This is a genomic window from Providencia sp. PROV109 (genome assembly GCF_033681625.1).
GTDB lineage: Bacteria > Pseudomonadota > Gammaproteobacteria > Enterobacterales > Enterobacteriaceae > Providencia > Providencia hangzhouensis.
Genome location: NZ_CP096320.1, coordinates 4432647 through 4457588 on the forward strand (window position 1 = coordinate 4432647; position 24942 = coordinate 4457588).

Annotated in this window: 20 protein-coding genes; 15 read left to right on the plus strand and 5 right to left on the minus strand. The window is 41.6% G+C overall.

Translation table 11 applies throughout. From position 1 onward, the window contains the following. Nucleotides 1-21: 21 nt before the first annotated feature. Nucleotides 22-735 (plus strand): tRNA (guanosine(18)-2'-O)-methyltransferase TrmH, encoded by a 714-nt coding sequence (trmH, locus tag M1F25_RS20615; RefSeq protein ID WP_096863551.1) that lies wholly within the window; start codon nucleotides 22-24, stop codon nucleotides 733-735. A 15-nt stretch (nucleotides 736-750) separates the two neighbouring features. After that, nucleotides 751-2832, plus strand: a complete 2082-nt coding sequence (recG, locus tag M1F25_RS20620; protein WP_096863550.1) for an ATP-dependent DNA helicase RecG — start codon at nucleotides 751-753, stop codon at nucleotides 2830-2832. Between the two features lie 97 nt (nucleotides 2833-2929). On the opposite strand, the gene gltS is transcribed toward recG, so the two are convergent. Then, nucleotides 2930-4144, minus strand: coding sequence for a sodium/glutamate symporter (gene gltS / locus M1F25_RS20625; protein ID WP_004262677.1), 1215 nt, complete (start codon nucleotides 4142-4144; stop codon nucleotides 2930-2932). 235 nt (nucleotides 4145-4379) lie between these two features. Between gltS and M1F25_RS20630 the strand changes: the two genes are divergently transcribed. Together M1F25_RS20630 and M1F25_RS20635 are read left to right on the plus strand one after the other, a co-directional pair. Further along, a complete protein-coding gene (locus tag M1F25_RS20630) occupies nucleotides 4380-5768 on the plus strand; it encodes a uracil-xanthine permease family protein (protein ID WP_036958597.1) in 1389 nt (462 codons plus the stop codon). 126 nt (nucleotides 5769-5894) lie between these two features. Further along, nucleotides 5895-7652 (plus strand): AsmA family protein, encoded by a 1758-nt coding sequence (locus M1F25_RS20635; RefSeq protein WP_180312300.1) that lies wholly within the window; start codon nucleotides 5895-5897, stop codon nucleotides 7650-7652. Between the two features lie 76 nt (nucleotides 7653-7728). Here M1F25_RS20635 and fabY read toward each other — a convergent pair whose 3' ends face one another. From fabY to yihX, 3 genes are all read right to left on the minus strand, one after another. Next, nucleotides 7729-8643, minus strand: coding sequence for a fatty acid biosynthesis protein FabY (fabY, locus tag M1F25_RS20640; RefSeq protein ID WP_036958598.1), 915 nt, complete (start codon nucleotides 8641-8643; stop codon nucleotides 7729-7731). A gap of 23 nt (nucleotides 8644-8666) precedes the next feature. Further along, complete coding sequence (gene dtd / locus M1F25_RS20645) at nucleotides 8667-9104, minus strand: D-aminoacyl-tRNA deacylase (protein ID WP_004262693.1); 438 nt, start codon at nucleotides 9102-9104, stop codon at nucleotides 8667-8669. Between the two features lie 61 nt (nucleotides 9105-9165). Beyond that, the gene (gene yihX / locus M1F25_RS20650; protein WP_094960806.1) at nucleotides 9166-9780 is read right to left on the minus strand and encodes a glucose-1-phosphatase; all 615 of its coding nucleotides are present in this window, start codon (nucleotides 9778-9780) and stop codon (nucleotides 9166-9168) included. Between the two features lie 351 nt (nucleotides 9781-10131). Here yihX and M1F25_RS20655 point away from each other — a divergent pair, with 351 nt between their 5' ends. Next, a complete protein-coding gene (locus tag M1F25_RS20655; RefSeq protein WP_047756061.1) occupies nucleotides 10132-10734 on the plus strand; it encodes a hypothetical protein in 603 nt (200 codons plus the stop codon). Nucleotides 10735-10815: 81 nt separating this feature from the next. On the opposite strand, the gene typA is transcribed toward M1F25_RS20655, so the two are convergent. Further along, nucleotides 10816-12639 (minus strand): ribosome-dependent GTPase TypA, encoded by a 1824-nt coding sequence (gene typA / locus M1F25_RS20660; RefSeq protein WP_004262702.1) that lies wholly within the window; start codon nucleotides 12637-12639, stop codon nucleotides 10816-10818. A gap of 433 nt (nucleotides 12640-13072) precedes the next feature. Between typA and M1F25_RS20665 the strand changes: the two genes are divergently transcribed. From M1F25_RS20665 to M1F25_RS20710, 10 genes are all read left to right on the plus strand, one after another. Continuing rightward, complete coding sequence (locus M1F25_RS20665; RefSeq protein WP_232368703.1) at nucleotides 13073-13924, plus strand: PadR family transcriptional regulator; 852 nt, start codon at nucleotides 13073-13075, stop codon at nucleotides 13922-13924. 368 nt (nucleotides 13925-14292) lie between these two features. Beyond that, nucleotides 14293-15702: a glutamate--ammonia ligase gene (glnA, locus tag M1F25_RS20670; protein ID WP_004262716.1), complete on the plus strand. Its 1410-nt coding sequence runs from the start codon at nucleotides 14293-14295 to the stop codon at nucleotides 15700-15702. Between the two features lie 156 nt (nucleotides 15703-15858). Continuing rightward, nucleotides 15859-16908: a nitrogen regulation protein NR(II) gene (gene glnL / locus M1F25_RS20675; RefSeq protein WP_181488861.1), complete on the plus strand. Its 1050-nt coding sequence runs from the start codon at nucleotides 15859-15861 to the stop codon at nucleotides 16906-16908. A 9-nt stretch (nucleotides 16909-16917) separates the two neighbouring features. Then, nucleotides 16918-18390, plus strand: a complete 1473-nt coding sequence (glnG, locus tag M1F25_RS20680; protein ID WP_181488863.1) for a nitrogen regulation protein NR(I) — start codon at nucleotides 16918-16920, stop codon at nucleotides 18388-18390. 553 nt (nucleotides 18391-18943) lie between these two features. Next, a complete protein-coding gene (locus M1F25_RS20685; protein ID WP_181488865.1) occupies nucleotides 18944-19474 on the plus strand; it encodes a fimbrial protein in 531 nt (176 codons plus the stop codon). A gap of 57 nt (nucleotides 19475-19531) precedes the next feature. Continuing rightward, a complete protein-coding gene (locus M1F25_RS20690; RefSeq protein ID WP_181488867.1) occupies nucleotides 19532-20200 on the plus strand; it encodes a molecular chaperone in 669 nt (222 codons plus the stop codon). Nucleotides 20201-20225: 25 nt separating this feature from the next. Beyond that, on the plus strand, nucleotides 20226-22748 hold the full coding sequence (locus tag M1F25_RS20695; RefSeq protein WP_181488869.1) for a fimbria/pilus outer membrane usher protein: 2523 nt from the start codon (nucleotides 20226-20228) through the stop codon (nucleotides 22746-22748). Nucleotides 22749-22762: 14 nt separating this feature from the next. Further along, the gene (locus M1F25_RS20700) at nucleotides 22763-23758 is read left to right on the plus strand and encodes a fimbrial protein (RefSeq protein WP_181488871.1); all 996 of its coding nucleotides are present in this window, start codon (nucleotides 22763-22765) and stop codon (nucleotides 23756-23758) included. Between the two features lie 8 nt (nucleotides 23759-23766). Continuing rightward, nucleotides 23767-24282 carry a fimbrial protein gene (locus M1F25_RS20705; protein WP_181488873.1) on the plus strand — a complete coding sequence of 172 codons (516 nt, stop codon included), beginning with the start codon at nucleotides 23767-23769 and terminating at the stop codon, nucleotides 24280-24282. Nucleotides 24283-24297: 15 nt separating this feature from the next. Then, complete coding sequence (locus M1F25_RS20710; protein WP_004262753.1) at nucleotides 24298-24795, plus strand: fimbrial protein; 498 nt, start codon at nucleotides 24298-24300, stop codon at nucleotides 24793-24795. The last annotated feature ends 147 nt before the right edge of the window (nucleotides 24796-24942 follow it).

A 24942-nucleotide genomic window follows, 5' to 3' on the forward strand; every position in this document is an offset into this window, starting at 1 on the left:
GACCATACGTAATTAATAACTATGAATGAACGCCGCTATCGCCGCATTTGCCAAATGATGGCGATGCGGCAGCCTGACCTAACTCTCTGCCTCGAAGAAATTCATAAACCGCACAATGTTTCTGCGATTGTACGCAGTGCGGATGCCGTAGGGATCCATCAAATTCATGCTATTTGGCCGGACCAACAAGTCAAACTGTCCGTTTCTTCTGCTGCGGGGAGTAATAGCTGGGTTAAAATTATTTCACACACATCCACCGAAGAAGCAATTGCCCACATAAAATCACAAAATATGCAGGTTTTGGCGACTAACTTGTCAGAACATGCCGTTGATTTTCGTGAAATTGATTATACTTTGCCAACTTGTATTATGATGGGGCAAGAAAAAACAGGGATTTCACAACAAGCCCTCGCACTGGCTGATAAACACATTATCATTCCAATGGCTGGCATGGTGCAATCTTTGAACGTTTCCGTTGCTTCTGCACTGATTTTATATGAAGCCCAACGGCAACGGCAGCAGGCGGGTATGTACGAACGTGACCATTGCTTACTCTCACCAGATGAACAACAAACTTGGTTATTTGAAGGAGGTTACCCTGTACTGGCTGAAGTTGCTAAACGTAAGGGACTTCCTCGCCCATTTATCAATAACCAAGGGCAAATTGAAGCTGATGACTCGTGGTGGGCACAAATGCAATTAACCGAAAAAATGAAAAGACGGCAGTTTGGTTAAATAAAAGGAAATAACATGAATAATGGGCTACTTGATACCATTTCACTGACTTCATTGCACGGAATTGGAGCAAGCCAGTCAGAAAAAATGCGTAAAATCGGTTTGAACACCGTTCAAGACCTTCTTCTTCATTTCCCTTTACGCTATGAAGACCACACCCGTCTATATCAAATAAAAGATCTCCTCCCCGGTACGACCGCAACAATTACCGGTGAAATACTGCAAACTAAAGTGGTATTCGGCCGCAAAAGAATGATGACCTGCTTGATTTCCGATGGCACAGGTAACCTCACCTTACGTTTTTTTAATTTTTCAGCTGCAATGAAGAATAACTTAGCAGAAGGAAAACAGGTCACCGCCTATGGGGAAGTTCGCAGAGGAAATACAGGGCCAGAAATCATTCACCCCGAATATAAAGTCTCCCAAGACACCAGCAATATCAGCTTACAAGAGAACTTAACACCTGTTTACCCAACCACGGAAGGTGTTCGTCAGGCCACTTTACGCAAGGTAATGGAACAAGCGCTAAGGTTACTTGATAGCGGAAAAATAAAAGAATTGCTTCCAGAAGAGCTTAGCCGTGGAATGATAAGCCTACCAGATGCCATTCGCTTATTACACAATCCACCACCGAATGTCGCTTTGATTGAACTGGAGAAAGGGCACCATCCTGCCCAGAAACGGCTTATACTCGAAGAGCTTTTAGCACATCACCTCAGTATGCTAGCCATCCGTGCAGGCAACGAACGCCTATATGCCGAGCCGTTAACAACAAGTGGTCAATTAAAATCACAGTTACTCGCACAATTACCTTTCTCGCCAACAAATGCACAAAACCGTGTTGTTAGCGAAATTGAAGCAGACCTCGCCAAAGATGCCCCTATGATGCGTTTGATTCAAGGGGATGTAGGGTCAGGAAAAACGCTTGTTGCAGCCTTAGCGGCCGTTTGTGCCATCGAGAATGGCAAACAAGTAGCTTTGATGGCTCCCACCGAAATTCTTGCAGAGCAACATGCCAATACATTCAAACAATGGTTAGAGCCTTTAGGCATTAAAGTGGGTTGGCTAGCGGGCAAACAGAAGGGTAAGGCACGTCAGGCTCAGCAAGATGCCATCGCAAGTGGAGAAGTTGCGATGGTTGTTGGAACACACGCTATTTTCCAAGAGCAAGTGAGCTTTAAAGCGCTGGGGCTTGTTATCATTGATGAACAACATCGCTTTGGCGTTCATCAGCGGCTCGCTCTGCGTGAGAAAGGTGAGCAGCAAGGGTACCACCCTCATCAATTGATCATGACCGCTACGCCAATCCCACGTACACTGGCGATGACAGCGTATGCAGACTTAGATACCTCTGTCATCGATGAACTTCCTCCAGGCCGTACGCCTGTCACTACTGTCGCCATCCCGGACACTCGCCGTAACGATATTATTGAACGCGTTCGCCAAGCCTGTATTGAAGAAGGTCGCCAAGCCTATTGGGTCTGTACACTCATTGAAGACTCTGAATTATTAGAAGCACAAGCGGCTCAAGTGACCAGCGAAGAACTCGCACTGGCACTACCTGAATTAAAAGTAGGCTTAGTCCACGGGCGAATGAAACCAGCTGAAAAACAAAGCATTATGGCGGCTTTTAAAAGGAATGAAATTCAACTGCTTGTGGCTACAACGGTCATTGAGGTCGGTGTTGATGTGCCTAATGCCAGTTTGATGATCATTGATAACCCTGAGCGCCTTGGTTTAGCTCAATTGCACCAATTGAGAGGGCGAGTTGGCCGTGGAGCTATCGCATCTCACTGCGTCTTATTATATAAGACACCGCTAACCCACACCGCTAAACAACGGCTACAAGTGTTGCGGGACAGCAATGATGGCTTTGTTATCGCACAAAAAGATCTCGAAATTCGCGGGCCTGGGGAATTATTAGGCACTAGACAAACAGGAAATGCAGAATTTAAGGTCGCTGATTTGTTACGTGACCAATATATGTTGCCAGAAGTGCAACGCCTCGCTCGCCATATTCAACAAAACTATCCAGAAAATGCACAACAACTTATTGAGCGCTGGTTACCTGAGCGAGAACAATACAGCCACGCTTAAGTTTTATATCTTCTTTTTATCCATTCCTTAAAATGAAAATTGCCGTGAGTATTTTCACGGCAATACCTGCTTAACTTAATTTATTATTAAATAAAAACTATCCCGCAATAGTTGGGAATAGTGGCAACATTAAATACAATTTAATGACTATCGCATTAACAATATCAATGAAGAATGCCCCAACCATTGGGACCACAAGGAACGCAAGGTGAGATGGACCCAACCTATCCGTTACCGCTTGCATATTCGCAATCGCTGTTGGCGTAGCCCCAAGACCGAAACCACAATGCCCCGCAGCTAAAATAGCGGCATCATAGTTTTTCCCCATCACACGGAAGGTAACAAAAATTGCATACCCTGCCATTACACAAGCTTGTACAGCAAGAATGATGATCATTGGAATGGCCAGTGATGCTAATTCCCAGAGCTTCAAGCTCATTAAAGCCATCGCTAAGAATAATGATAGGCTCACGTTACCCATAACAGAAACGGCGCGGTCAAACACTCGGTAAAAACCAAGCAGTGATAGGCTATTGCTTAAAATAACACCAACAAACAGTACACATACAAATTTAGGCAGTGCAAAAGGAGTATCGGCTAATTCACCTGCAATATAACTTCCTATCAGCAAACAGATAGCAATCAATGCAATAGTTTCAATTAAAACCATTGACGTGATCATGCGCCCTGATTGAGGCTTCTCAAATGCAGTTGGCACATCTTTATCATCTTCTGCCGTTCCTGGCGTTGGAATATTACGTGTTAGAAAACGTGCAACAGGTCCGCCAATTAAACCACCAAGAACGAGCCCAAATGTAGCACACGCCATTGCAACTTCTGTTGCACTTTGGAAACCATAATTTTCAGTGAAAATTTTACCCCATGCCGCACCAGTACCATGGCCGCCAGATAAGGTAATTGAGCCAGCTAACAGCCCCATTAAAGGGTCTAGTCCCAATAATTCAGCAAGGGCAATCCCCACTGTGTTTTGGACTAGCAATAAGCCTACAACCACAAAAATAAATATAAACAATGCCTTACCACCAGCTTTCAAGCTAGCAAGGTTGGCATTAAGACCAATAGTGGCAAAGAATGCCAGCATCATAGGTTCTTGCAGTGATAAGTCAAAAGAAAGGCTCCAGTCAAATAATTGTTTAAGCAATAAAAGACTAAAAGCAACTAACAACCCACCCGCAACAGGTTCAGGGATGGTATATTTTTCAAGAAAAGGGACTGATTTTACCAGTTTACGCCCAAGCAATAATACTAAGGTAGCAGCTACCAGTGTACCGTAGACATCGAGATGATACATTCACGTACCTCGTCTGTTGTTAAAATTATCAAAAACTAGTTAGACGTTAATTTCTTCCTTAAAACGCCAAAAGCAGGTTGTAGGATTAGAAAAAAAAACTGTTATAAATACAAGTTAAAATATATATAAATGTGACGACACTATTTAACTAATGAATATATTTTTTAAAAGCAAACGATTGCTTTTTAATTTCGACACATTACAATGCGTTTTTTGTTGGCGAGAAATGAAGGCAATGAATACTGCGACGTCTGAAAAGCAAACTACTGAAGCGACCATACACACGCAAAGCGAACTTATTTACAAATTAGAAGACCGTCCACCGCTGCCGCAAGCTTTGTTTGCTGCCGGGCAACATCTTCTGGCGATGTTTGTCGCTGTTATTACCCCAGCGATGCTGATTTGCCAGGCTCTGGGGCTACCAGCTCACGATACTCAACGCATCATTAGTATGTCTTTATTTGCCTCCGGTATTGCTTCTTTAATTCAAATTCGTGCATGGGGCCCTATTGGCTCAGGCCTACTTTCGATTCAAGGAACCAGTTTTAACTTTGTTGCACCGTTAATCATGGGAGGTGTTGCACTCAAGCAAGGTGGAGCTGATATCCCATCCATGATGGCAGCTTTGTTTGGCACGTTACTCGTCGCCGCATTAACCGAAGTGATTCTTTCACGTTTTTTACATCTAGCCCGTCGAGTCATTACACCACTGGTTTCTGGTGTCGTTGTCATGATCATCGGCTTATCTTTAATTCAAGTCGGCTTAACCTCCATTGGTGGTGGTTATGGTGCGATTAGCGATAATACCTTCGGTTCACCAGATTACCTGATTTTGGCTGGGGTTGTTTTAGCGGTTATTATTTTACTTAATCGGCAGAAAAACCCTTACTTACGTGTCGCATCTTTAGTTATTGCCATGGCCGTTGGTTATATTGCAGCTTGGTGGATGGACATGTTGCCAAATGCTCAGCCAATGGAAGCCAATCAGCCAATTATTACTGTTCCTGAGCCTTTCTATTATGGCTTATCCTTCGACTGGAACCTGTTGATCCCATTAATTCTCATTTTCATGGTGACTTCCTTAGAAACGATAGGTGACATTACCGCCACTTCTGATGTATCAGAACAACCCGTTCGTGGCCCTTTATATATGAAACGAATCAAAGGTGGCGTACTTGCCAATGGTTTGAACTCAATGGTCTCTGCGGTATTTAATACTTTCCCTAACTCTTGTTTTGGGCAAAACAACGGTGTTATCCAATTAACAGGGGTGGCAAGTCGCTATGTCGGTTACATTGTTGCTTTAATGTTAGTGTTATTAGGGCTATTCCCTGCGGTTGCAGGCTTTGTACAACAAATCCCTGAGCCCGTATTAGGCGGAGCAACCATTGTGATGTTTGGTACCATTGCCGCTTCAGGAGTGCGTATCGTGTCTCGTGAGCCACTCAATCGCCGCGCCATCATGATTATAGCCCTTTCTCTCGCCGTGGGTATGGGTGTGTCACAGCAACCCTTGATTTTGCAATTCGCGCCTGACTGGTTAAAAACATTATTTTCTTCAGGTATTGCTGCGGGTGGTTTAACTGCAATTGTTCTGAATTTAGTCTTCCCTCTCGAAAAATAACCTTTCATTCTAGCCGCCAGTGTTGAACACTCTGGCGGTTTTTCTGTATGCTATCCTTAAATTGTCGTTATATTAGACGGTTTCTTCCTGTGTCTATTCGTTCACAAACCAAAGGAGCAGTAAACTGTGAAATGGTTAATCAAATTTACTACCTATGCACTTTTGTTACTGCTGCTATTGTTTATTTTTACTTATATCGGGCTACAAACCCGTTGGGGCGCATCCTACTCCAGTCAATTTTTAAGTAAATTTACCGATTACGATATTGATGTGGGAATTATGGGGCATGAGTTTTCTAACCCCGGTGAGTTCATCTTCCAAGATGTTAAGTTAACGACTAAAAACAGTGACCTATCTTTAGATTCACGGCAAGTCGTGGTTGATGTTAATTGGCTAAACCTATTTAGTGGCACCGCAATAAAACGTTTGGTTATCACTCAAGGGACATTATCTACAACAGTCTCACCAAATACGGTGTTGTTCCCTATTTCCGCGACTATTTTGCAATTTGAAAATAGCCAGATTACGCTTAAAAAAGGCAATGATACGGTACAAGTCGCCGGCTTTACGGGAGGAATGACCCCTTGGAAACCCACCGAAAACACTCCTTTTGGTTACGGTGATTTTCGATTTACCTCTAACCAATTAAAATTCAATGACCTTGCATTCAAGAATGTTGCCATTACCGGTAAATTACAGCAGCAAGGAACAGAAATAAGCCAAGCCAGTGCCTACTTAAATAATGGCTATATTGCGGGCACTGGGAAGGTACTTAATGATGGCTCTATCATGGTTGACTCCCTCACCATGAATAAAGTTGGCTGGGAAAATAATGTTGATTTCGATTCACTATTTGATGCAATAACGAGTGATAAATCACTGCAAGTCAAAAAAGTAGAACTAACTAATGTTGATATTCAAGGTAAAGATTGGGCACTTTCTGGCTTAAGCACCGAAATTGACCAACTCAGCTTCGTTAGAGGCAGCTGGACTAGCCCTAAAAGCAGCATTAGCTTTAATGTCGACCAATTCGTCGTGAAAGACCAGCAGCTGAGTACCTTAATTGGAGAGCTGAATATTAACGGTGATAACCTCTATATCAGCAAGTTATCAGGTTACTATAATAAAGGCATTTTTAACCTCAGTGGGTCTTGGCAACGCAATAATCAAGTACTCACTATCGATGAAGGTAAACTCGCGGGTATCTTATATACCTTACCTGAAAATTGGTTGTCCTTCTTCGCGCAACCAACGCCAGCGTGGTTGTCCGGTTTAAATATTAAGAAATTCACCCTTTCCCAATCACTTTTGATGAATATCCAGCCGCAATTTCCTTTCGAGTTGACGGCATTAAGCGGTAATATTGAAAATGTTGATTTAATCAAACAAAAACAATGGGGAATTTGGAGCGGTAAAGCGACATTCAATGCAGATAGCGGCACAATCAACCAAGTTCTAGTGCGCCGTCCATTTGTCGAAATACGCCAAAGTGGTAAATCCTCGGCAGCAGCGAGCTTAACGGTCAGTACTGATAAAGGTATCAGTAAAATTGGCTTGCTGGTAAAACAAGAGCCCAAAAAAGTCCCCTTCTTACTCAGGGCATCAGGTTCTAATATTGACCTCGTCGATTTAAACCAATGGGGTTGGGCAGGCTTCCCAGCTCAAGTTATCGGTGACTTTGATGCGACATTACAAGGGGACTTACTCGCCCCATCAGTGGCAAAAAGTTTGAATGGGGAATTGATGGCCATACCATTGCAAGGTAAACGCCTATTCCGTACCGTTGTTAACGGGGTTGTCACTTCTTCAGTAGAGTCCGAAGCCGATTTACAGCCTACCGAGCCCTCTTTGGTAGAGCCGCTCCCCGCTCTTAGCAATCCATAAAAACTATCAATCCATAGAAATACAAAAGGCAGGTCAATCATACCTGCCTTTATCTTTTAATTTTCAATAAACAACGTTACTTTGCGGGCTCTACAGGTAACACCATATAGACACCACTGAATACAGCGCCCACTTTACCATCGGGGTTACTGACCTCAACTTTCAGTTTTACTCGCGCTTTGCTACCCCGAGCTAAACGGTCAAGGTCACCGCTCATATTAGCTAAGTCCGCAGTTGCTGTAGGCCTGCCACTTACAGGTTTACCATAACGAATACTGGCATCGACCAATACAATATCGCCACCAAGCTGATGTTCTTGCATTAACAGCCAAATCAGCCCCCATCCTGTCAGGGTGGCTAATGAAAATTGGCTCCCTGCAAAAATCGTTTCATGGGGGTTTTGATTGCCCGCCTCCGGCATGGTAGTAATAAAACGAGTCCCCGTGTATTGGTCGATTCGGACACCCATTTTTTCGCTTAATGGAATATACTTATACCAAGCTTGTTGTAGCTCACCACACCAGTCTGGACGATGTAGAATTTGGTCTAATGTCTCAATGGGTTTGATCATCAAGTAATGGCGCACAGGTGTTTTTAACTGCCCAGCAACTTGCCCACGGTTCTCAAAGCCCATTTTATCGAAAAAGGGTACTGCTTCTTCACGAACACTGGATACGATGCGTTTGACGCCTTCTTGGCGTGCAACGGACTCTAGGGCCATGATAATCAATTTACCGAGTCCTTTACCTTGCATGGCAGGGTTAACGGCTAAAAAACGGATTGCTCCCTCGTTGTCAGCATTGATATATAAGCGACCAATGGCAAGAATACGGTTTTTATCATCCACGACCATTTGATGGTGTGCGGTTAAATCATAACCATCTTTTTCTGAACCTAGGGGTTGATTAAACGGTTTTCGCAACATTTCCCAGCGAAAATGGTAGTAAGTTGCAAATTCAATATCATCTTTCGGTGTACGTAAATGGTACATCGCTTCCCCCTTTAAAAATGAACTCACACTTGTAGCCAGAAGGTAACAGGGCCATCATTGGTTAAATTCACTTGCATGTCAGCGGCAAACTCACCGGTTTGTGTTTCAACCCCTTGTTGGCGGCTCTGTTCAACGAAGTATTGGTACAAAGCATCCGCTCTTTCAGGCTCTGCTCCCCCTGAAAAGCTAGGCCGCATACCTTTTTTAGTGTCAGCTGCTAAAGTAAATTGAGAAACGACCAAAAGGCTGCCTCCCGCCTGTTGAACATTGAGATTCATTTTCCCTTGTTCATCACTAAAAATACGGTAGCCCAGTACTTTTTCACACAAACGTTTGGCTTTCTGCTCATCATCATCTTTTTCAACGCCAAGTAAAACCAACAACCCAGCATTTATTTGCCCTACTATTTTCTGATCAACAGCCACACTCGCATGAGTGACTCTTTGGATTAATGCAATCATGATGACTCTTTACAAAAAGATGGAGCAACGTTAGCCGTTGCCCCACTATAAAATCAGGATGTTATTCAACTTCTGCACTAAAATCGTAAGTGCGGAAATATTCAGGAATGGTGTCTTTATCCACAACATGAATACTACGAATACCAAGGGCTTCTGCGGCTTTTACATTTTCTTCGACATCATCAAAGAAAATAGCATCTGCAGCATCAAACTCTTCTGATTGCAGTACATATTTGTAGATTTCAGGATCAGGCTTACGCATGCCTAAATCTTGGGACAGATATAGGAAATCGGAGGAGGCTGCAATTTCTGGGTAGTGTGCTGGCCAGTAGTCTAGATGTAGACGGTTGGTATTCGATAAAACCACCACTCGGTGCCCTTGCTCACGCAGGCGTTCCATAATATCAATGACTTCAGGTCTTAACGAAATAAAAATAGCGTGCCAGCCTTCAGCAAAGTCTTCAAAGCTTAGAGTGATGTCCATTTCTTCACAAAGCAGCTCAGCAAACTCGATGTCTGAAATTTTTCCACACTCATGTAATTGAAAGATATTACCAAAAGTAAACCGTGATTTGATCTCTTCACTTGGTGTACCACTGAGTTCAGACCATTTATCAAATACACGATTAAAGTCGATATCAATAATCACATTACCCATATCGAAGATATACAGCATAAATTTTCCTCATTGTTATTCACTAAATTTACTTTAATCATTATTCACGCAACTGAACAGCCCTAATTAGTGATAATTCACGTTATTTTGTCAATTTATCGATTAAGCAATCCACACTTAGCACAATTAATGAACAACAAACCGGACGGTTTGTTCCATTAATGAGAAAACACTTTTTATCCCAAAGGTGCTATTTCACACAGCACTATCGGTTTTTGATACTAAATGTTAAGTCCCTCCATACGCTTTTTGCATAATAGTTTTTACGTAGCAAGCCATGCCACAAGCAATGTGAGCTGATATCTATCCGATATCAGTAATAAATAAACCTTAAAATATAAAAGTCATACTATGAAAATAGATAAAACAATCTCTTGGCCGATTGCTATTCTGTGGGGAAGCTTATTTTTAATTCCATTATTTAATACTATCCCTCTGGATTTTAATATCGACCTTACAACAAAAATTATTGAACATTTTCAATCTATTATTCTAATTATCAGTGCCATTTTCACTTGGTTTTATATGAAACCATTACAGCAAAAAAATCAGGGAATGAAATTATTTTGGGTGTGGGCAACTATCTGGTGGGTAACATTATTTGGCAGAGGAATAAATTGGGGGCGTGAATTTTTTCCTAATCTGGATCACTCTTACTTCAGGCTAATTTCTATCATCTTGATTGGCAGTTTAGTTTTGATGCTATTTGCTTCTTCATTAAGAAAAAGTATTATTTTTCACCTAAAAAACACAGCTATTCCACTTTGGAGCCTACTACTGACCCTGTGCGCTTTTGTGATTTCAGATAGTGTTGAACACCATAGATTTCTCAGTTCAGTTTTCCTATATCATTCTGAACTACAAAGCCTTATCGAAGAATTATACGAAATCCCTTTAATTATCGGACTGTTTATTTCGTCGCTGTATTTTATGAAAAAAGACAAGTCATTATAAACCTTATAAATAAGTAAGGCGCCTTTCGGCGCCTTACTGCATAACTACAATGACGTAATCAACAACATCACGTAACGATAATTAGTCTTCTTTAGAACGGTTTGCACGACGGCGATCGTTCTCAGTCAAGTGGCGTTTACGCAGACGGATAGACTGCGGAGTCACTTCAACTAACTCGTCATCATCAATGAACTCAAGTGCTTGTTCCAGAGTCATTTTAATTGGTGGTGACAGTGTTGTTGCTTCATCAGTACCTGACGCACGCATGTTTGTCAGTTTTTTACCCGTTAAGCAGTTAACGGTTAAGTCGTTAGAACGTGAGTGAATACCGATGATTTGACCTTCATACACTTCAGCACCGTGACCTAAGAACAGCTTACCGCGGTCTTGCAGGCTGTATAGCGCATAAGCAACTGCTTTACCTTGACCATTGGAGATCAGAACACCGTTTTGGCGGCCGCCGATTTCGCCTGGGCGAACATCATCGTAATGACTGAATGTTGAATACAGTAAACCAGTACCTGATGTCATTGTCATGAATTCAGTACGGAAGCCAATCAGACCACGGCTTGGAATGACGTAATCAAGACGTACGCGGCCTTTACCGTCTGGCATCATGTCGCGCAGGTCACCTTTACGTTCACCTAAAGCTTTCATGATGTCGCCTTGGTGCTGTTCTTCAACGTCTAAAGTCACTTGTTCGAATGGCTCTTGTTTACGGCCATCGATTTCACGAATGATAACTTTTGGACGAGATACCGCTAATTCGAAACCTTCGCGACGCATGTTCTCAATCAGAACAGATAAGTGAAGCTCACCACGACCAGAAACGCGGAATGCGTCTGGATCTTGAGTTTCTTCAACACGCAGTGCAACGTTGTGAACCAATTCTTTATTCAAGCGGTCAAGGATCTGACGTGAAGTCACGAATTTACCTTCTTTACCGCAGAATGGTGAAGTATTAACACAATAGAACATGCTAACTGTTGGCTCATCAACTGCTAACGCAGGCAATGCTTCAACGCTACCGACTTGGCAAATGGTGTCAGAAATGTTCAGTTCACCTAAACCTGTCAGAGCAACGATATCACCCGCTTCAGCTTGTTGTGAATCAATACGCTCTAAACCTAAGTGAGTCAGAACTTTACCAATTTTACCGTTACGAGTTTTACCTTCGCTATCGATAACTGTTACTTGTTGGTTAGGCTTAACAACACCACGTTTGATACGGCCGATACCGATAACACCTAAATAGCTGTTGTAATCCAATTGCGAAACTTGCATTTGGAATGGACCGTCGATATCCACTGCTGGTGGTGCAACATGTTCCACAATCGCTTCATACAGTGGAGTCATGTCTTCAGCCATGTTTTCGTGGTCAAGGCCTGCGATACCGTTTAATGCAGATGCATAAACAATAGGGAAATCGAGTTGCTCATCCGTTGCACCTAAGTTCACGAATAAGTCGAATACTTGGTCAACAACCCAATCAGGGCGTGCGCCTGGGCGGTCAACTTTATTGATAACAACAATAGGACGTAAACCGTGGTCGAACGCTTTTTGCGTTACGAAACGAGTTTGTGGCATTGGGCCATCCATCGCATCAACAACCAGCAGTACGCAGTCAACCATAGACATAACGCGCTCAACCTCACCACCGAAATCGGCGTGACCTGGGGTGTCTACGATATTGATATGATAACCATTCCATTGGATAGCGGTATTTTTAGCAAGGATAGTAATACCACGCTCTTTCTCCAAGTCATTGGAGTCCATAACACGCTCATCAACAGTTTCACGTTCACCGAACGTGCCTGATTGCTGCAATAATTTACCAACCAGTGTGGTCTTGCCATGGTCAACGTGAGCGATGATGGCGATGTTTCTTAAATTTTGAATTGACAAGGATTTTTACCGTTTAATTGACAGGAAAGGAATATGCTTACTGAGCCGTTATTCACACCCAAAGCATACTTTCTACGTTAATTTGCTGTTATTTTACACGTTTTTCCGCACAAGTGGAATAAATGTGAAACCCATCACTGTATAAAAAGTTTTTAGCGAAAAAACATTCAGTTGCGTAACAGTGCCAGATTCCCTCACAAAATAATGAGCATCATCTCTGCGAAACCACGAAGTGACAGAATAATACGCTAAAAACTTAATATTCGCAGCCCAAAAAAAGAACAAAAAATAGACTTTCTTTCTTAACTGCCAGTTTAAATATCTTTTTGCATTATTTAGATATATCTAAATTGACTAATTAGATATATCTAAATATAGTAAAACCATAAAATAAATTCGATATATCTAAAGTTACAAACTAAGGAGTAACTATATGCTAATTAAATCTTGTCGTCATGTATATTATGCACGCCATGATGAAAATCAACATGGCCACCGCGGTGGATGTTGCCACGATGAAGGCCGTCATGGTCATGGAAGCGGTGAATGCTGCCACGACGAAGACCGTCATGGTCGTGGGCACGGTGAACGCTGCCACGGCGAAGACCGTCATGGTCATAGGCACGGTGAACGCTGCCACGGCGAAGGCCGTCATGGTCATAGGCACGGTGAACGCTGCCATGGCGAAGGCCGTCATGGTCATGGGCACGGTGAACGCTGCCACGGCGAAGGCCGTCATGGTCGAGGCCATGGTGATGACAACCAAAGAGGCCGTGGAAGAGGTAAAGGCCTTCGTCGTTTATTCGACCATGGCGATCTTCATATTATGGTACTCTCGTTAGTCGCTAAAAAACCAAGCTATGGCTACGAAATTATCAAAGATATTCAAGAAGCCTCAAATGGCTTATATGTTCCTAGCCCGGGGGTTATTTACCCAACGCTAACACTGCTTGAAGAACAAGGCTTCTTGGAGTCTCAGATTGTTGAACGCAATCGCAAAAGTTTTACGATTACACCTGAAGGCTCTGCCCATCTAGCTCAAAATAAAGAAATTGAAGCGGTTATTGCTCGTAAGCTGGCAAAAGCACGTGATATGCAACAAGGCAGTAATTTAGCAGAAGACATTGAGGTGGCAGTCAGTCGCTTTAAAGCTTTATTACGTCACAAAATGGTTTTAAAACAACTCAATGAAGAGCAAACTCGCCAAATTGCCTCAATCATCAATGATGCAGTAAAACAGATTGAAGAAGTGAATACGTTATTAACCAATAGCGATGAAGATTAATGTAACTGTTTGAGATTAAACAACCTCATTTCTTTTATATCCCATCAGCATTGCGCTTTAACAGAGCACAATGCTGATTTTTTATTTGAAATCCCATCTCCAACTGCCACTCGCACCAATTTAGTGCAATGACGAAATAATTAGCACTAAATCGGTGCATTTAGTACAGAAATTGCTTAATTATAAATCTATTCCACACGTAACAATCAGTATTTACTATAATTAAAAAGTTGGCACGCTTTTCGCTTATCTATTTATAGAGCGCGTGCTACCTATTTATATATGACTAACACGCCAGACAAACAACAAACATATTATCAATATGATAGCCTGTGATTTGTTGATTAGACCCGACCAGGAGAGCCGAGATGTCCGCTGAACATGTTTTATCGTTAATTAAAGAGCACAATGTTAGATTTATTGATCTGCGTTTTACCGACACTAAAGGTAAAGAGCAACACATCACTATCCCTGCTCATCAAGTTGACGAAGACTTCTTTGAAGAAGGCCAGATGTTTGATGGTTCATCTATTGGTGGCTGGAAAGGCATCAATGAGTCAGACATGGTATTAATGCCAGACCCATCAACTGCAATGTTAGACCCGTTCTTTGCAGATATCACGTTAATCATACGCTGCGATATTTTAGAGCCGGGCACCATGCAAGGTTATGACAGAGACCCACGTTCAATTTCAAAACGTGCGGAAGATTTCCTGCGCTCAAGTGGCATTGCCGACATCGTTCTCTTTGGGCCAGAACCTGAATTTTTCGTTTTTGATGACATTCGTTTTGGCAACAACATGCATGGTAGTTACTATCATATCGATGATATCGAAGCGGCATGGAATACAGGAACCAAATACGAAGGTGGTAATAAAGGTCACCGCCCTGCAGTAAAAGGCGGTTATTTCCCAGTTCCACCGGTTGATTCATCACAAGACCTACGTTCAGCCATGTGTACCACAATGGAAGAGATGGGCTTAGTTGTTGAAGCTCACCACCATGAAGTGGCGACTGCTGGCCAAAACGAGGTTGCGACCCGCTTTAATACTATGACTAAAAAAGCGGATGAAACTCAAATTTATAAATATGTTGTTCACAATGTTGCACATGCCTACGGTAAAACAGCCACCTTTATGCCTAAACCTTTAGTGGGCGATAACGGTTCGGGTATGCACTGCCATATGTCTTTATCTAAAGGCGGTGTTAACCTGTTTGCAGGTGACAAATACGGCGGTTTATCCGAAATGGCGCTGTACTACATCGGCGGTATTATTAAACATGCACGTGCACTGAACGCATTTACTAACCCAACCACTAACTCATACAAACGTTTAGTCCCGGGCTTTGAAGCACCTGTAATGTTGGCATATTCTGCGCGTAACCGCTCTGCTTCGATTCGTATTCCAGTCGTTGCGAGCACTAAAGCACGCCGTATTGAAGTTCGCTTCCCAGACCCAGCAGCTAACCCATATTTAGCGTTTGCGGCTCAGTTAATGGCAGGCCTTGATGGCATCATTAACAAGATCCACCCTGGTGATGCGATGGACAAAAATTTATATGACTTACCACCAGAAGAAGCCAAAGAAATTCCAACAGTTTCTGGCTCTTTAGACGAAGCATTAGCGGAATTAGATAAAGACCGTGAATTCTTAACCCGTGGTGGCGTATTCACTAATGATGCTATCGATGCGTATATCGAATTAACCCGTGCCGACATTCAACGTGTTCGTATGGCACCACACCCTCTCGAATTTGAAATGTACTACAGTGTGTAACACGCCGTTCCACTGTTAGTCTTTGTTGCCGTGAAGCACTTGCCCCATCTTTTGATGGGGCCTTTTATCTCTAACGTATTTACGCAACAAAAATCAAATATCGGTTGTTTGGTCTATCAAGTATAATGCACCAAAATAGTGCAGGAGCAACATTACATGAAAACCGAACATTTGCCAGCACCGGAACATATTCTCGACTCACTCATTAATAGCGTGCTAATTTTGGATTACGACTTGGTTATCCATTACGCCAACCATGCTGCACTCCAGATCTTAACCCAAAGCCAGCGCAAGCTATACGGTACGCCACTGCCACTATTATTCAGTTATTGTTCGCTCAATGATGAACTCATGCTCAATAGCTTAAAAGATGGCCATAGTTTTACCGAGAACGAAGTCACCTTAGTATTTAACAACCATTCCCACGTGATGTCGTTCAGTGCACAGCCTTTTTCAGAGCAATTTATTTTAGTTGAGCTTTCACAATTAGATAGCCAACGGCGTTTGAGCCAAGAACTCGCACAGAATGCCCAGCAATTGGCTGCCCGCGAACTGATCCGTGGGCTTGCTCACGAAATCAAAAACCCTCTCGGAGGTTTGCGAGGCGCTGCGCAATTGCTATCTAAAGCGTTGCTTGACCCACAATTAAATGAATATACTCAAGTGATTATCGAACAGGCCGACCGCTTGCGAGCATTGGTTGATCGGCTGCTTGGTCCACAATATCCAGGGCCAAAAACACAGCAAAGTATTCATCATATTATGGAAAATGTAACGCGGTTGGTGTCATTAGAAAAGCCCGATAATGTGACACTAATTCGTGACTATGACCCAAGCCTGCCCGAATTAGAGTATTACCCAGACCAAATCGAGCAAGTGCTGCTAAATATCACCCGAAACGCCTTACAAGCCCTCGCCGAAACGGGAGGCTATATCACTTTGCGTACACGAACGGCTTTTCAAGTCACACTACAAGGTGAACGTTATCGATTAGCTGCACGTATTGATATTGAAGATAACGGTCCGGGTATTCCATTGGCAATTCAGGATACATTATTTTATCCCATGGTGAGCGGACGGCCTGATGGCACAGGGCTTGGCCTATCGATTGCTCGCAGTTTAGTTGACCAACACGCAGGAAAAATCGAATTTACCAGTTGGCCAGGCCACACTGAGTTTTCCATTTATCTACCAATTAAGAAATAGGAGATAACCATGACGCAGGGAAAAATTTGGGTGGTTGATGATGATAGTTCCATCCGTTGGGTACTTGAGCGTGCATTAGATAATGCAAAATTCGCTTGCACCTGCTTTGACAGTGCGGATGCTGTACTCGCCGCATTAGAAAATTCACTCCCTGATGTGTTGTTATCTGATATCCGTATGCCAGGCACAAATGGTATTGAGCTTCTGAATACCATCAAGCAATCACACCCGCTTCTGCCGATTATTATTATGACAGCACACTCTGACCTTGATGCTGCCGTAAATGCCTACCAATCAGGGGCATTTGATTACTTACCAAAGCCTTTCGATATTGATGAAACCGTCGCATTAGTCGAACGTGCTCTGAATCATAGCCGTGAACAAAACCATACTAGCCGTGAAGCTAAGCAGCCTGCCCCTACAGTCTCTTCGACCATGATCGGGGAAGCACCAGCGATGCAAGAGGTTTATCGCATTATTGGCCGTTTATCACGCTCATCAATTAGTGTGCTTATTAATGGCGAATCAGGAACGGGAAAAGAGCTGGTTGCCCACGCGTTACATCAACACAGCCCTCGTGCCGACGCCCCTTTTATTGCATTAAATATGGCGGCTATTCCCAAAGACTTAATTGAATCTGAGCTATTTGGCCACGAAAAAGGCGCATTTACGGGTGCGACTCAAGTACGTCAGGGCCGATTTGAACAAGCTAACCATGGGTCATTGTTTTTAGATGAAATCGGCGATATGCCCCTTGATGTACAAACTCGCTTGTTACGTGTTCTGGCTGAAGGCCAATTCTATCGTATTGGGGGTTATACCCCAGTCAATGTGGATGTACGGATTATTGCAGCGACCCACCAAGATCTTGAAAAACGAGTTAAAGAAGGCTTATTTCGCGAAGACTTATTTCACCGGTTAAATGTCATTCGAGTACAATTACCACCGCTACGTGAGCGCACTGAAGATATCCCACGTCTCGCCGATTATTTTCTACAAAATACGGCAAAAGAACTCGGTGTCGAGGCTAAAGTTCTCCACCCTGACAGCGAAAAAATTCTTCAGCGCTATTATTGGTCGGGTAACGTTCGCCAATTGGAGAATGTCTGCCGTTGGTTAACCGTGATGGCAGCAAGCCAAGAAATTTTACCGCAAGATTTGCCCGATGATTTACTTGAAGAGCACCCACAACAAAATTCAGTGATAAAATCATCGCAAGCTGATTCCATGCCAACACAATCATTGTCATCACAAAATCCTATTTCTGCAGCTCAGTGGTTTGAATTACTTGAAGAGTGGACTGATAACGCATTAATGGACGGTAAAGAAGACCTTTTTTCTCAAACCATCCCCTTACTTGAGCGTACAATGCTAAATTGCGCGTTAAAATATACCAATGGCCATAAGCAAGAAGCTGCCCGTTTATTAGGTTGGGGAAGAAATACGTTAACTCGCAAATTAAAAGAATTAGGAATTGAATAGCTTCAGATATTCACCATCATATTAAGATAATGTACGAAGTAATTTATTACTTCATACTTATCTTAACATTCAATAACGCCATACCCATTCACATCAAAAAAAGATATTAAAACGTTAAATAAATCACCATTAATGATGATTGCTTTCAGATGATACCTTTACTATAATACATTTTAGACTGTTTTTTGTTTTAAAATTAAATATTTAAAATGCAGTAAGAGCATTAAAGACCATCAAAACACATTATGCGTGAAATAATAATAAAAATCGCCAATCCAAAACTAATTTAACTATTTAATCTTTATTTTCATCTGCAATAAAAACCCCGTAATAAAAAAAACAACATTTCTTAAAATATCCATGAAAAACTCCCAACTTATAATGTGAATACCAAATACAAGATATAAAAACAGCATCAAATAAGGACATTAAACCTAAATTACTCTCATATTGTTTATTTTTAAAATAAAAGCCAAAATACCTACCAGTTGAGTAACTGAATATATTCACTAACTCAACCTCATCATATAAATATCCTCTTGGAGAGTAATAAATGAAAAAGAATGTCTTTGCCTATTTAATTGCGGCATCGTCTATTTTTGCCATTAATAATGCATTAGCTGCTGATGGAACGATAGATTTTACAGGTGAAATTACCGATCAGGCTTGTCAGTTTGCAACCGGTTCTGATGCATTTACCGTAAACTTAGGGAAAATCTCTAAAACGGCATTACCTAGTACAGGTAGCACCGCAGCAGCAACTAAATTTACCATCAAATTAGAAAACTGCCCGCAAACCGTGACTAGCGCAACGGTTAAATTTGATGCCACCAGTTATGCAGGTGATAATAGTGTACTCCAGTTAACCGACCCTGCTGCAGCGACAACGGCACAAAATGTTGGTATTCAAATTCAGGACGCCACAGGAACAATCGTTCCACTATTTACTGAATCTAGCGCGTATGCATTAAAAGAAAAGACAGTAAATAATTTAGATTTTACCGCTCGTTATATTGCAATGTCTAATAGCGTTGGCGTTGCTCAAGCAAACTCAACCGCAACCTTCACTATCAATTATAACTAATAGGCTTTTAGGGTTTAAATGGATTTAAACCTTATTCCTCTATTCAATGGTACTAATATGAAACGCTTAGTTTATTTTTTTATTTCTTCATTTTTATTGATTAATTTAGCCCATGCAGGCGTTATTATTGGCGGCACTCGTGTTATTTATCATGAGGGAAATAAGGATGTCAGTATTAGTGTCGAAAACCCTGATAAAATCCCTTATTTAATTCAATCATGGATTGATAGCATTGATGAAAATAAGCAATCCGCATTTACTATTACACCTCCATTATTTAGATTAAACTCAGATAAAACCAATGCGCTAAGAATATTTTTAACAGAGAATACCTTACCGAAAGATAAAGAATCATTATTTTGGCTAAATATAAAAACAATCCCAGCAACGGAGCGAACAGAAAATTCATTGCAGATTGCCTTTAAAACGCAAATGAAATTAATTTATCGTCCTTCTGCAATTAAAAATGTTGATTTTGTTGAAGAACAAAAAAAATTAACTTGGTCAAAAACAGGCAATATGATTACAGTAAAAAACCCAACACCGTATTTTATGAATTTCCAAAGCATAACCTTTAACGGTAAAAAGGCGAATGACGTCTCTTATGCTGCACCGTTTTCTAGCACTTCTTTTGAGATTAACGATGCTGCGAATCATGGCACGGTGAAATGGGAAGTCATTAATGACTACGGCTCCGCATCTGAACTGGCTGAAGCGAAAATATAGCCCAAAATTGATTTAGGTTGTTAAAATGAGAATAAATAAAATATGCTTTAGCCTACTTATTTATTTAGGCTATACGGTACCTTTATACGCTGAAAATGCCATCGGCAATAATACAACAGAGGGAAATATCTATTTTGACCCTGATTTCTTAGAGTTGCCTAATAAAAATGCTGTCGATTTAAGCCAATTTGAAAATAACCAACAATTGGCTGGTAATTATTACGTTGATATTTATGTCAATACCAACTTAATCGGGGCAAAAAGTTTAAAATTTGATAAAAATACTGAGAACAAACTGGTTCCTTGCTTAACTTTGGATGATTTAAAAAGCTTTGATATTAAAATTGCAGATTATCCTGAGCTACAAAATAGCCAAACAGGCTGCGTCAATTTAGCAATCATTCCTGACGCAACAAGCCAGTTTGAATTTGATTCACAACGGTTATACCTCAGTATTCCGCAAATCGCGCTGGCGAAAAACCCGAGGGGTTATGTTGACCTTGCAGATATCGATAACGGTATTACCGCCCTATTACTGAATTACAGCTATAGCGGTTCTAAAAATACCGATCGTAAAGGTGGAGAAGACACCACCTCAAACTACGTCAATTTACGCCCCGGCTTAAATATTGGGGCATGGCGTCTGCGCAACTATACCACGTGGTCCAACAGCACAGGGCAGCCCAATAAATGGGATACTATTTATACTTACGCCTCCCGTGGGATCAACCGCATAAAAAGCCAACTAACCTTGGGAGACAGCGTATCTCCGTCAGACGTATTTGACAGTGTACCGTTTCGTGGGGCTCAGCTCGCCACCGATGATGATATGTACCCTGAAAGTCTGCGTGGCTATGCGCCAGTCGTGCGCGGGATAGCTCGCAGCAACGCACAGGTTACCATTCGCCAAAACGGTTACACCATCTACCAAACCGATGTGGCAGCAGGCCCCTTTGAAATCACTGACCTCTATCCAACCGGCAGCAGCGGTGACTTACATGTGACGATAAAAGAGTCGAACGGCAGCGAACAGGTGCAAATTGTACCCTTTGCCTCACTCCCCGTGCTGCAACGTGAGGGTTATTTATCTTATAGCACCACCGCAGGTGAATACCGTTCATATGATAGCCATGTAGATAAAACCAAATTTGGTCAGTTCACTTTGGTATACGGTTTACCCTATGGCATCACTATGTTCGGAGGAAGTCAGTTCAGTGAAAAATACCAATCTTATTCGATAGGTGCTGGGCAAAACTTGGGGCGCTTCGGGGCGCTGTCTATTGATATTACCCAATCTCACGCCAAAATGCGTGATGACAGCAAAGAACGTGGTCAGTCTTACCGCTTTAGATATAACAAAAACCTCAATGATATCGGCACCAATATTGCTTTGGCAGGTTACCGCTATTCAACCCAAGGGTATTACAGTTTATCCGAGGTGTTTGACACCTTCCGTGATACCACCTACAGCCCTGAGATCGAACGCCGCCGTAATCGCGGTGAAATCACCCTCAGCCAAAACCTAGGGGATACTTACGGTTCTATTTCAATGGGTTATGTTAATGAAGACTATTGGAATAGTGACCGCAAAACACAGTCAGCAACCCTTGGCTATAACAATAGCTGGCAAGGGATCAGTTATGGGCTGAATTACACCTATAACAAGAATACCAGCAGCTATTCGCAGAGTGCTGGGGCAAAAAAATACAGTGATGAAGACCATTTATTTACTTTTTCGGTCAATATTCCGTTCAGTTTGTTTGAAGATACCGCCTACATTAACTTTGCCAGTAACCACAGTAGCCGAGACTCCAGTTCGAGTAGCATCGGTGTATCAGCATCTCACCTGAACAACCGTTTAAATTGGAGCATGCAACAAAGTTTAGCCGATCAGGGACAAGGCAGTTCTGGTAATGCGAACTCCACCTATAAAGGCAGGTATGGTGAAATTTCTGGTGGTGCGAGCTATAGCAAAGATAACTATAACCTGTACTACGGAACTAATGGCAGCCTTGTCGCCCACGCGGACGGGTTAGTGTTAGGGCAACAATTAGGTGAAACCGCCGCATTGGTAGAAGTGCCCGATGCAGGAGGTGTACCAATACTAAACCAAGCGGGTGTAGTGACCAATAACCAAGGTTATGCGTTAGTGCCATACGTGACAGCCTACCGTAAAAATACCATCAACATTGATACTTCGGCGTTACCTGACAACACGGAAATGGAACTCACCAGCCAGTCAGTCTCCCCAAGCCGTGGGGCGCTAGTGAAATCCAGTTTTAGCGCCAATGTCGGTTATCGTGCCATTATGAATTTAACCTTTGTTGATGGAAAGCCAGTGCCATTCGGTGCGCAGGCCATATTTAAAGATAACCCGCAGCTCAATAATCTCGTGGGTAATGATGGCGAAGTTTATTTATCCGGCTTAGCAGAGAGTGGGAACTTTATTATTCAATATAACGAGAAACAGCAGTGTCTGGTTAATTATAACTTAGCCGGTGTTTCGGATTATATGGGGTTATATAAAACTACTGCGGTATGCCGGTAATAAGGAAAGAGATAATGAAGACTTTTATTTATAAATTAATAATAATAATTAATTTGATACTTTTATATTGCACAAATGCAAATGCTAACAAGTGTATGCCCAATCCCCAGAATGGCAAAACGGGTTACCTTCCTCCAGCTAATATTATTATACAAGCAGATAACTCAATACCTGTAAATACAGTACTAGCTAGCTACAATGTTCATATTTATCCTATAGGCTACCCTACATTTTTAGCAGGATCAGTATGTAATATACTCATTGAATATATGTACCTAAATGGATGGAAAGTAAATTCGAATAAAGTTGCCCAAACAAATGTACCTGGCATAGGTATTAAAATTTATGGACTTAGAAAAGAAAATACAATGGCTCTCCCGCATGTATCAACAACGCCTGGTATATTTAAATTCTCAGCTACTACTCTTTTTCCTAATGAAATTGTATGGTATGTTGACATAATAAAAACAGGTTCAATAAATTCAGGGGCACTGGCTGCTGGCCCTCTTGCTAGAATGCAAAACAGAGATCCTCATAAAAGAGAAACATATGTAATAACTAGCCTTTATATTCCATCAAATTTTAAAATTACTAATGTATCATGTTCAATAAAAAACAATAAGAGTACTTATGATATCCACCTTGGTGACTGGTATGATACTCAGTTTAATAATATTGGAGATACCAGCACCTCAGCCGATATTCCAATTACATTAACCTGTGCGGCTGGAACGAACATTAAAACAACAGTCACAAGTTCCGCAGGCTACGTTGATATTAATACAGGAAAATTAGCTTTATCTGGTACCGATACCGCTACTGGGGTTGCGATTCAACTACTCGATAAAAATAATGCACCAATAAAACTTAATACTAAAAATAGCTTACAGAATAACATTCCTTCCGGTGACTATATGTTTAATTGGAAAGCCCGTTATATTAAAACTGCAGACAAAATTACTCCCGGAAGTGCAAATGCAACGGCCACAGTTAATATTCGCTACGAATAGAGGCACTCATGAAAAAAATAATAATTACACTATTAACTATAAATATTTTTTCTCTACCCTTATTGGCTAATGCTACAAATACTGTAACATTAAATTTCACAGGCAATATCAAAGCTGCTACCTGTAATATCTCTGGCGGCAACAATATCGATATTGATTTAAAACGTTTACCGATTGATATATTTAATGGAGCACAAACAGGATCCGACTGGAAAAATTTTGATATTAAATTAAATAACTGCTCGTCATTTATCAATCAAATTAAACTGACATTTTCAGGCACCGCAGACACAGCTGATACGGCTAGCTTATATAAAAATCTAGGTACTGCACAGAATATCGCTGTACAGCTACAAAGTGGCGATGGTGCCACACCGTTAGGTAATCTAAAAATATTACAAGTGCCCTTAAATGGGCAATCTGATGTCGCGATTCCACTGCGCACACGGGCCTTTAGCATGGCAGGCAATGTCGTACCCGGTTCTATTTCAGCCAATATTACCGCCACCATCACCTACTTATAAACCGGAGCATATAATATGAAGAAAATAGTGTTGTTATTCTGTCTTGCTTCCAGCCCCGTATTGGCAGCAGACCCACACATTAATATCAATGTACATGGCTATGTCACCGCCATGCCTTGTGAATTAGAAACCACAAATTATTTAATTGATTTGAAAAAAGTGAATGTTTGGAATATTCGGGATACACAAACTTCACCATGGGTTAATTTCTCAATTAAATTGAAAAATTGCCCTATGGGCACCAAAGAAGCCATTATGGAGATTAAAGGCACGCCTGACTCGACCTCCGCTGATTATTTTGTCAATACGGGGAGCGCTAAAAACGTCGCATTAAACTTAGCCCACCATGCAAATAAAACCACGATAAAAAATGGTGAAAAAATTACGGTGCCGGTTAATGAACAAACCCGCAAAGTTGATATTCCACTATCAGCGAGAATGGCGGGCTATGGATCAGGCATGACAAGTGGTTCATTTAATAGTCATCTTGATTTTACATTTGTTTATCATTAATAAATCTAGTGTCTTTATATTGATAATCTAAAATAAACCATCTTAATTAGAATGGTTCAAATTTTGAGATGACGATAATATTTAATATTTTCAATATAAAAAACATAGTTTGATCACTTATGATTTAAATCAAGATAGGATAAAGGA

Coding starts and splice junctions, on each gene's coding strand:
- trmH (WP_096863551.1), top strand. CDS start 22: ATGAATGAACGCCGCTATCGCCGCATTTGCCAAATGATGGCGATGCGG.
- recG (WP_096863550.1), top strand. CDS start 751: ATGAATAATGGGCTACTTGATACCATTTCACTGACTTCATTGCACGGA.
- gltS (WP_004262677.1), bottom strand. CDS start 4,144: ATGTATCATCTCGATGTCTACGGTACACTGGTAGCTGCTACCTTAGTA.
- M1F25_RS20630 (WP_036958597.1), top strand. CDS start 4,380: ATGAATACTGCGACGTCTGAAAAGCAAACTACTGAAGCGACCATACAC.
- fabY (WP_036958598.1), bottom strand. CDS start 8,643: ATGTACCATTTACGTACACCGAAAGATGATATTGAATTTGCAACTTAC.
- dtd (WP_004262693.1), bottom strand. CDS start 9,104: ATGATTGCATTAATCCAAAGAGTCACTCATGCGAGTGTGGCTGTTGAT.
- yihX (WP_094960806.1), bottom strand. CDS start 9,780: ATGCTGTATATCTTCGATATGGGTAATGTGATTATTGATATCGACTTT.
- M1F25_RS20655 (WP_047756061.1), top strand. CDS start 10,132: ATGAAAATAGATAAAACAATCTCTTGGCCGATTGCTATTCTGTGGGGA.
- M1F25_RS20665 (WP_232368703.1), top strand. CDS start 13,073: ATGCTAATTAAATCTTGTCGTCATGTATATTATGCACGCCATGATGAA.
- glnA (WP_004262716.1), top strand. CDS start 14,293: ATGTCCGCTGAACATGTTTTATCGTTAATTAAAGAGCACAATGTTAGA.
- glnL (WP_181488861.1), top strand. CDS start 15,859: ATGAAAACCGAACATTTGCCAGCACCGGAACATATTCTCGACTCACTC.
- glnG (WP_181488863.1), top strand. CDS start 16,918: ATGACGCAGGGAAAAATTTGGGTGGTTGATGATGATAGTTCCATCCGT.
- M1F25_RS20685 (WP_181488865.1), top strand. CDS start 18,944: ATGAAAAAGAATGTCTTTGCCTATTTAATTGCGGCATCGTCTATTTTT.
- M1F25_RS20690 (WP_181488867.1), top strand. CDS start 19,532: ATGAAACGCTTAGTTTATTTTTTTATTTCTTCATTTTTATTGATTAAT.
- M1F25_RS20695 (WP_181488869.1), top strand. CDS start 20,226: ATGAGAATAAATAAAATATGCTTTAGCCTACTTATTTATTTAGGCTAT.
- M1F25_RS20700 (WP_181488871.1), top strand. CDS start 22,763: ATGAAGACTTTTATTTATAAATTAATAATAATAATTAATTTGATACTT.
- M1F25_RS20705 (WP_181488873.1), top strand. CDS start 23,767: ATGAAAAAAATAATAATTACACTATTAACTATAAATATTTTTTCTCTA.
- M1F25_RS20710 (WP_004262753.1), top strand. CDS start 24,298: ATGAAGAAAATAGTGTTGTTATTCTGTCTTGCTTCCAGCCCCGTATTG.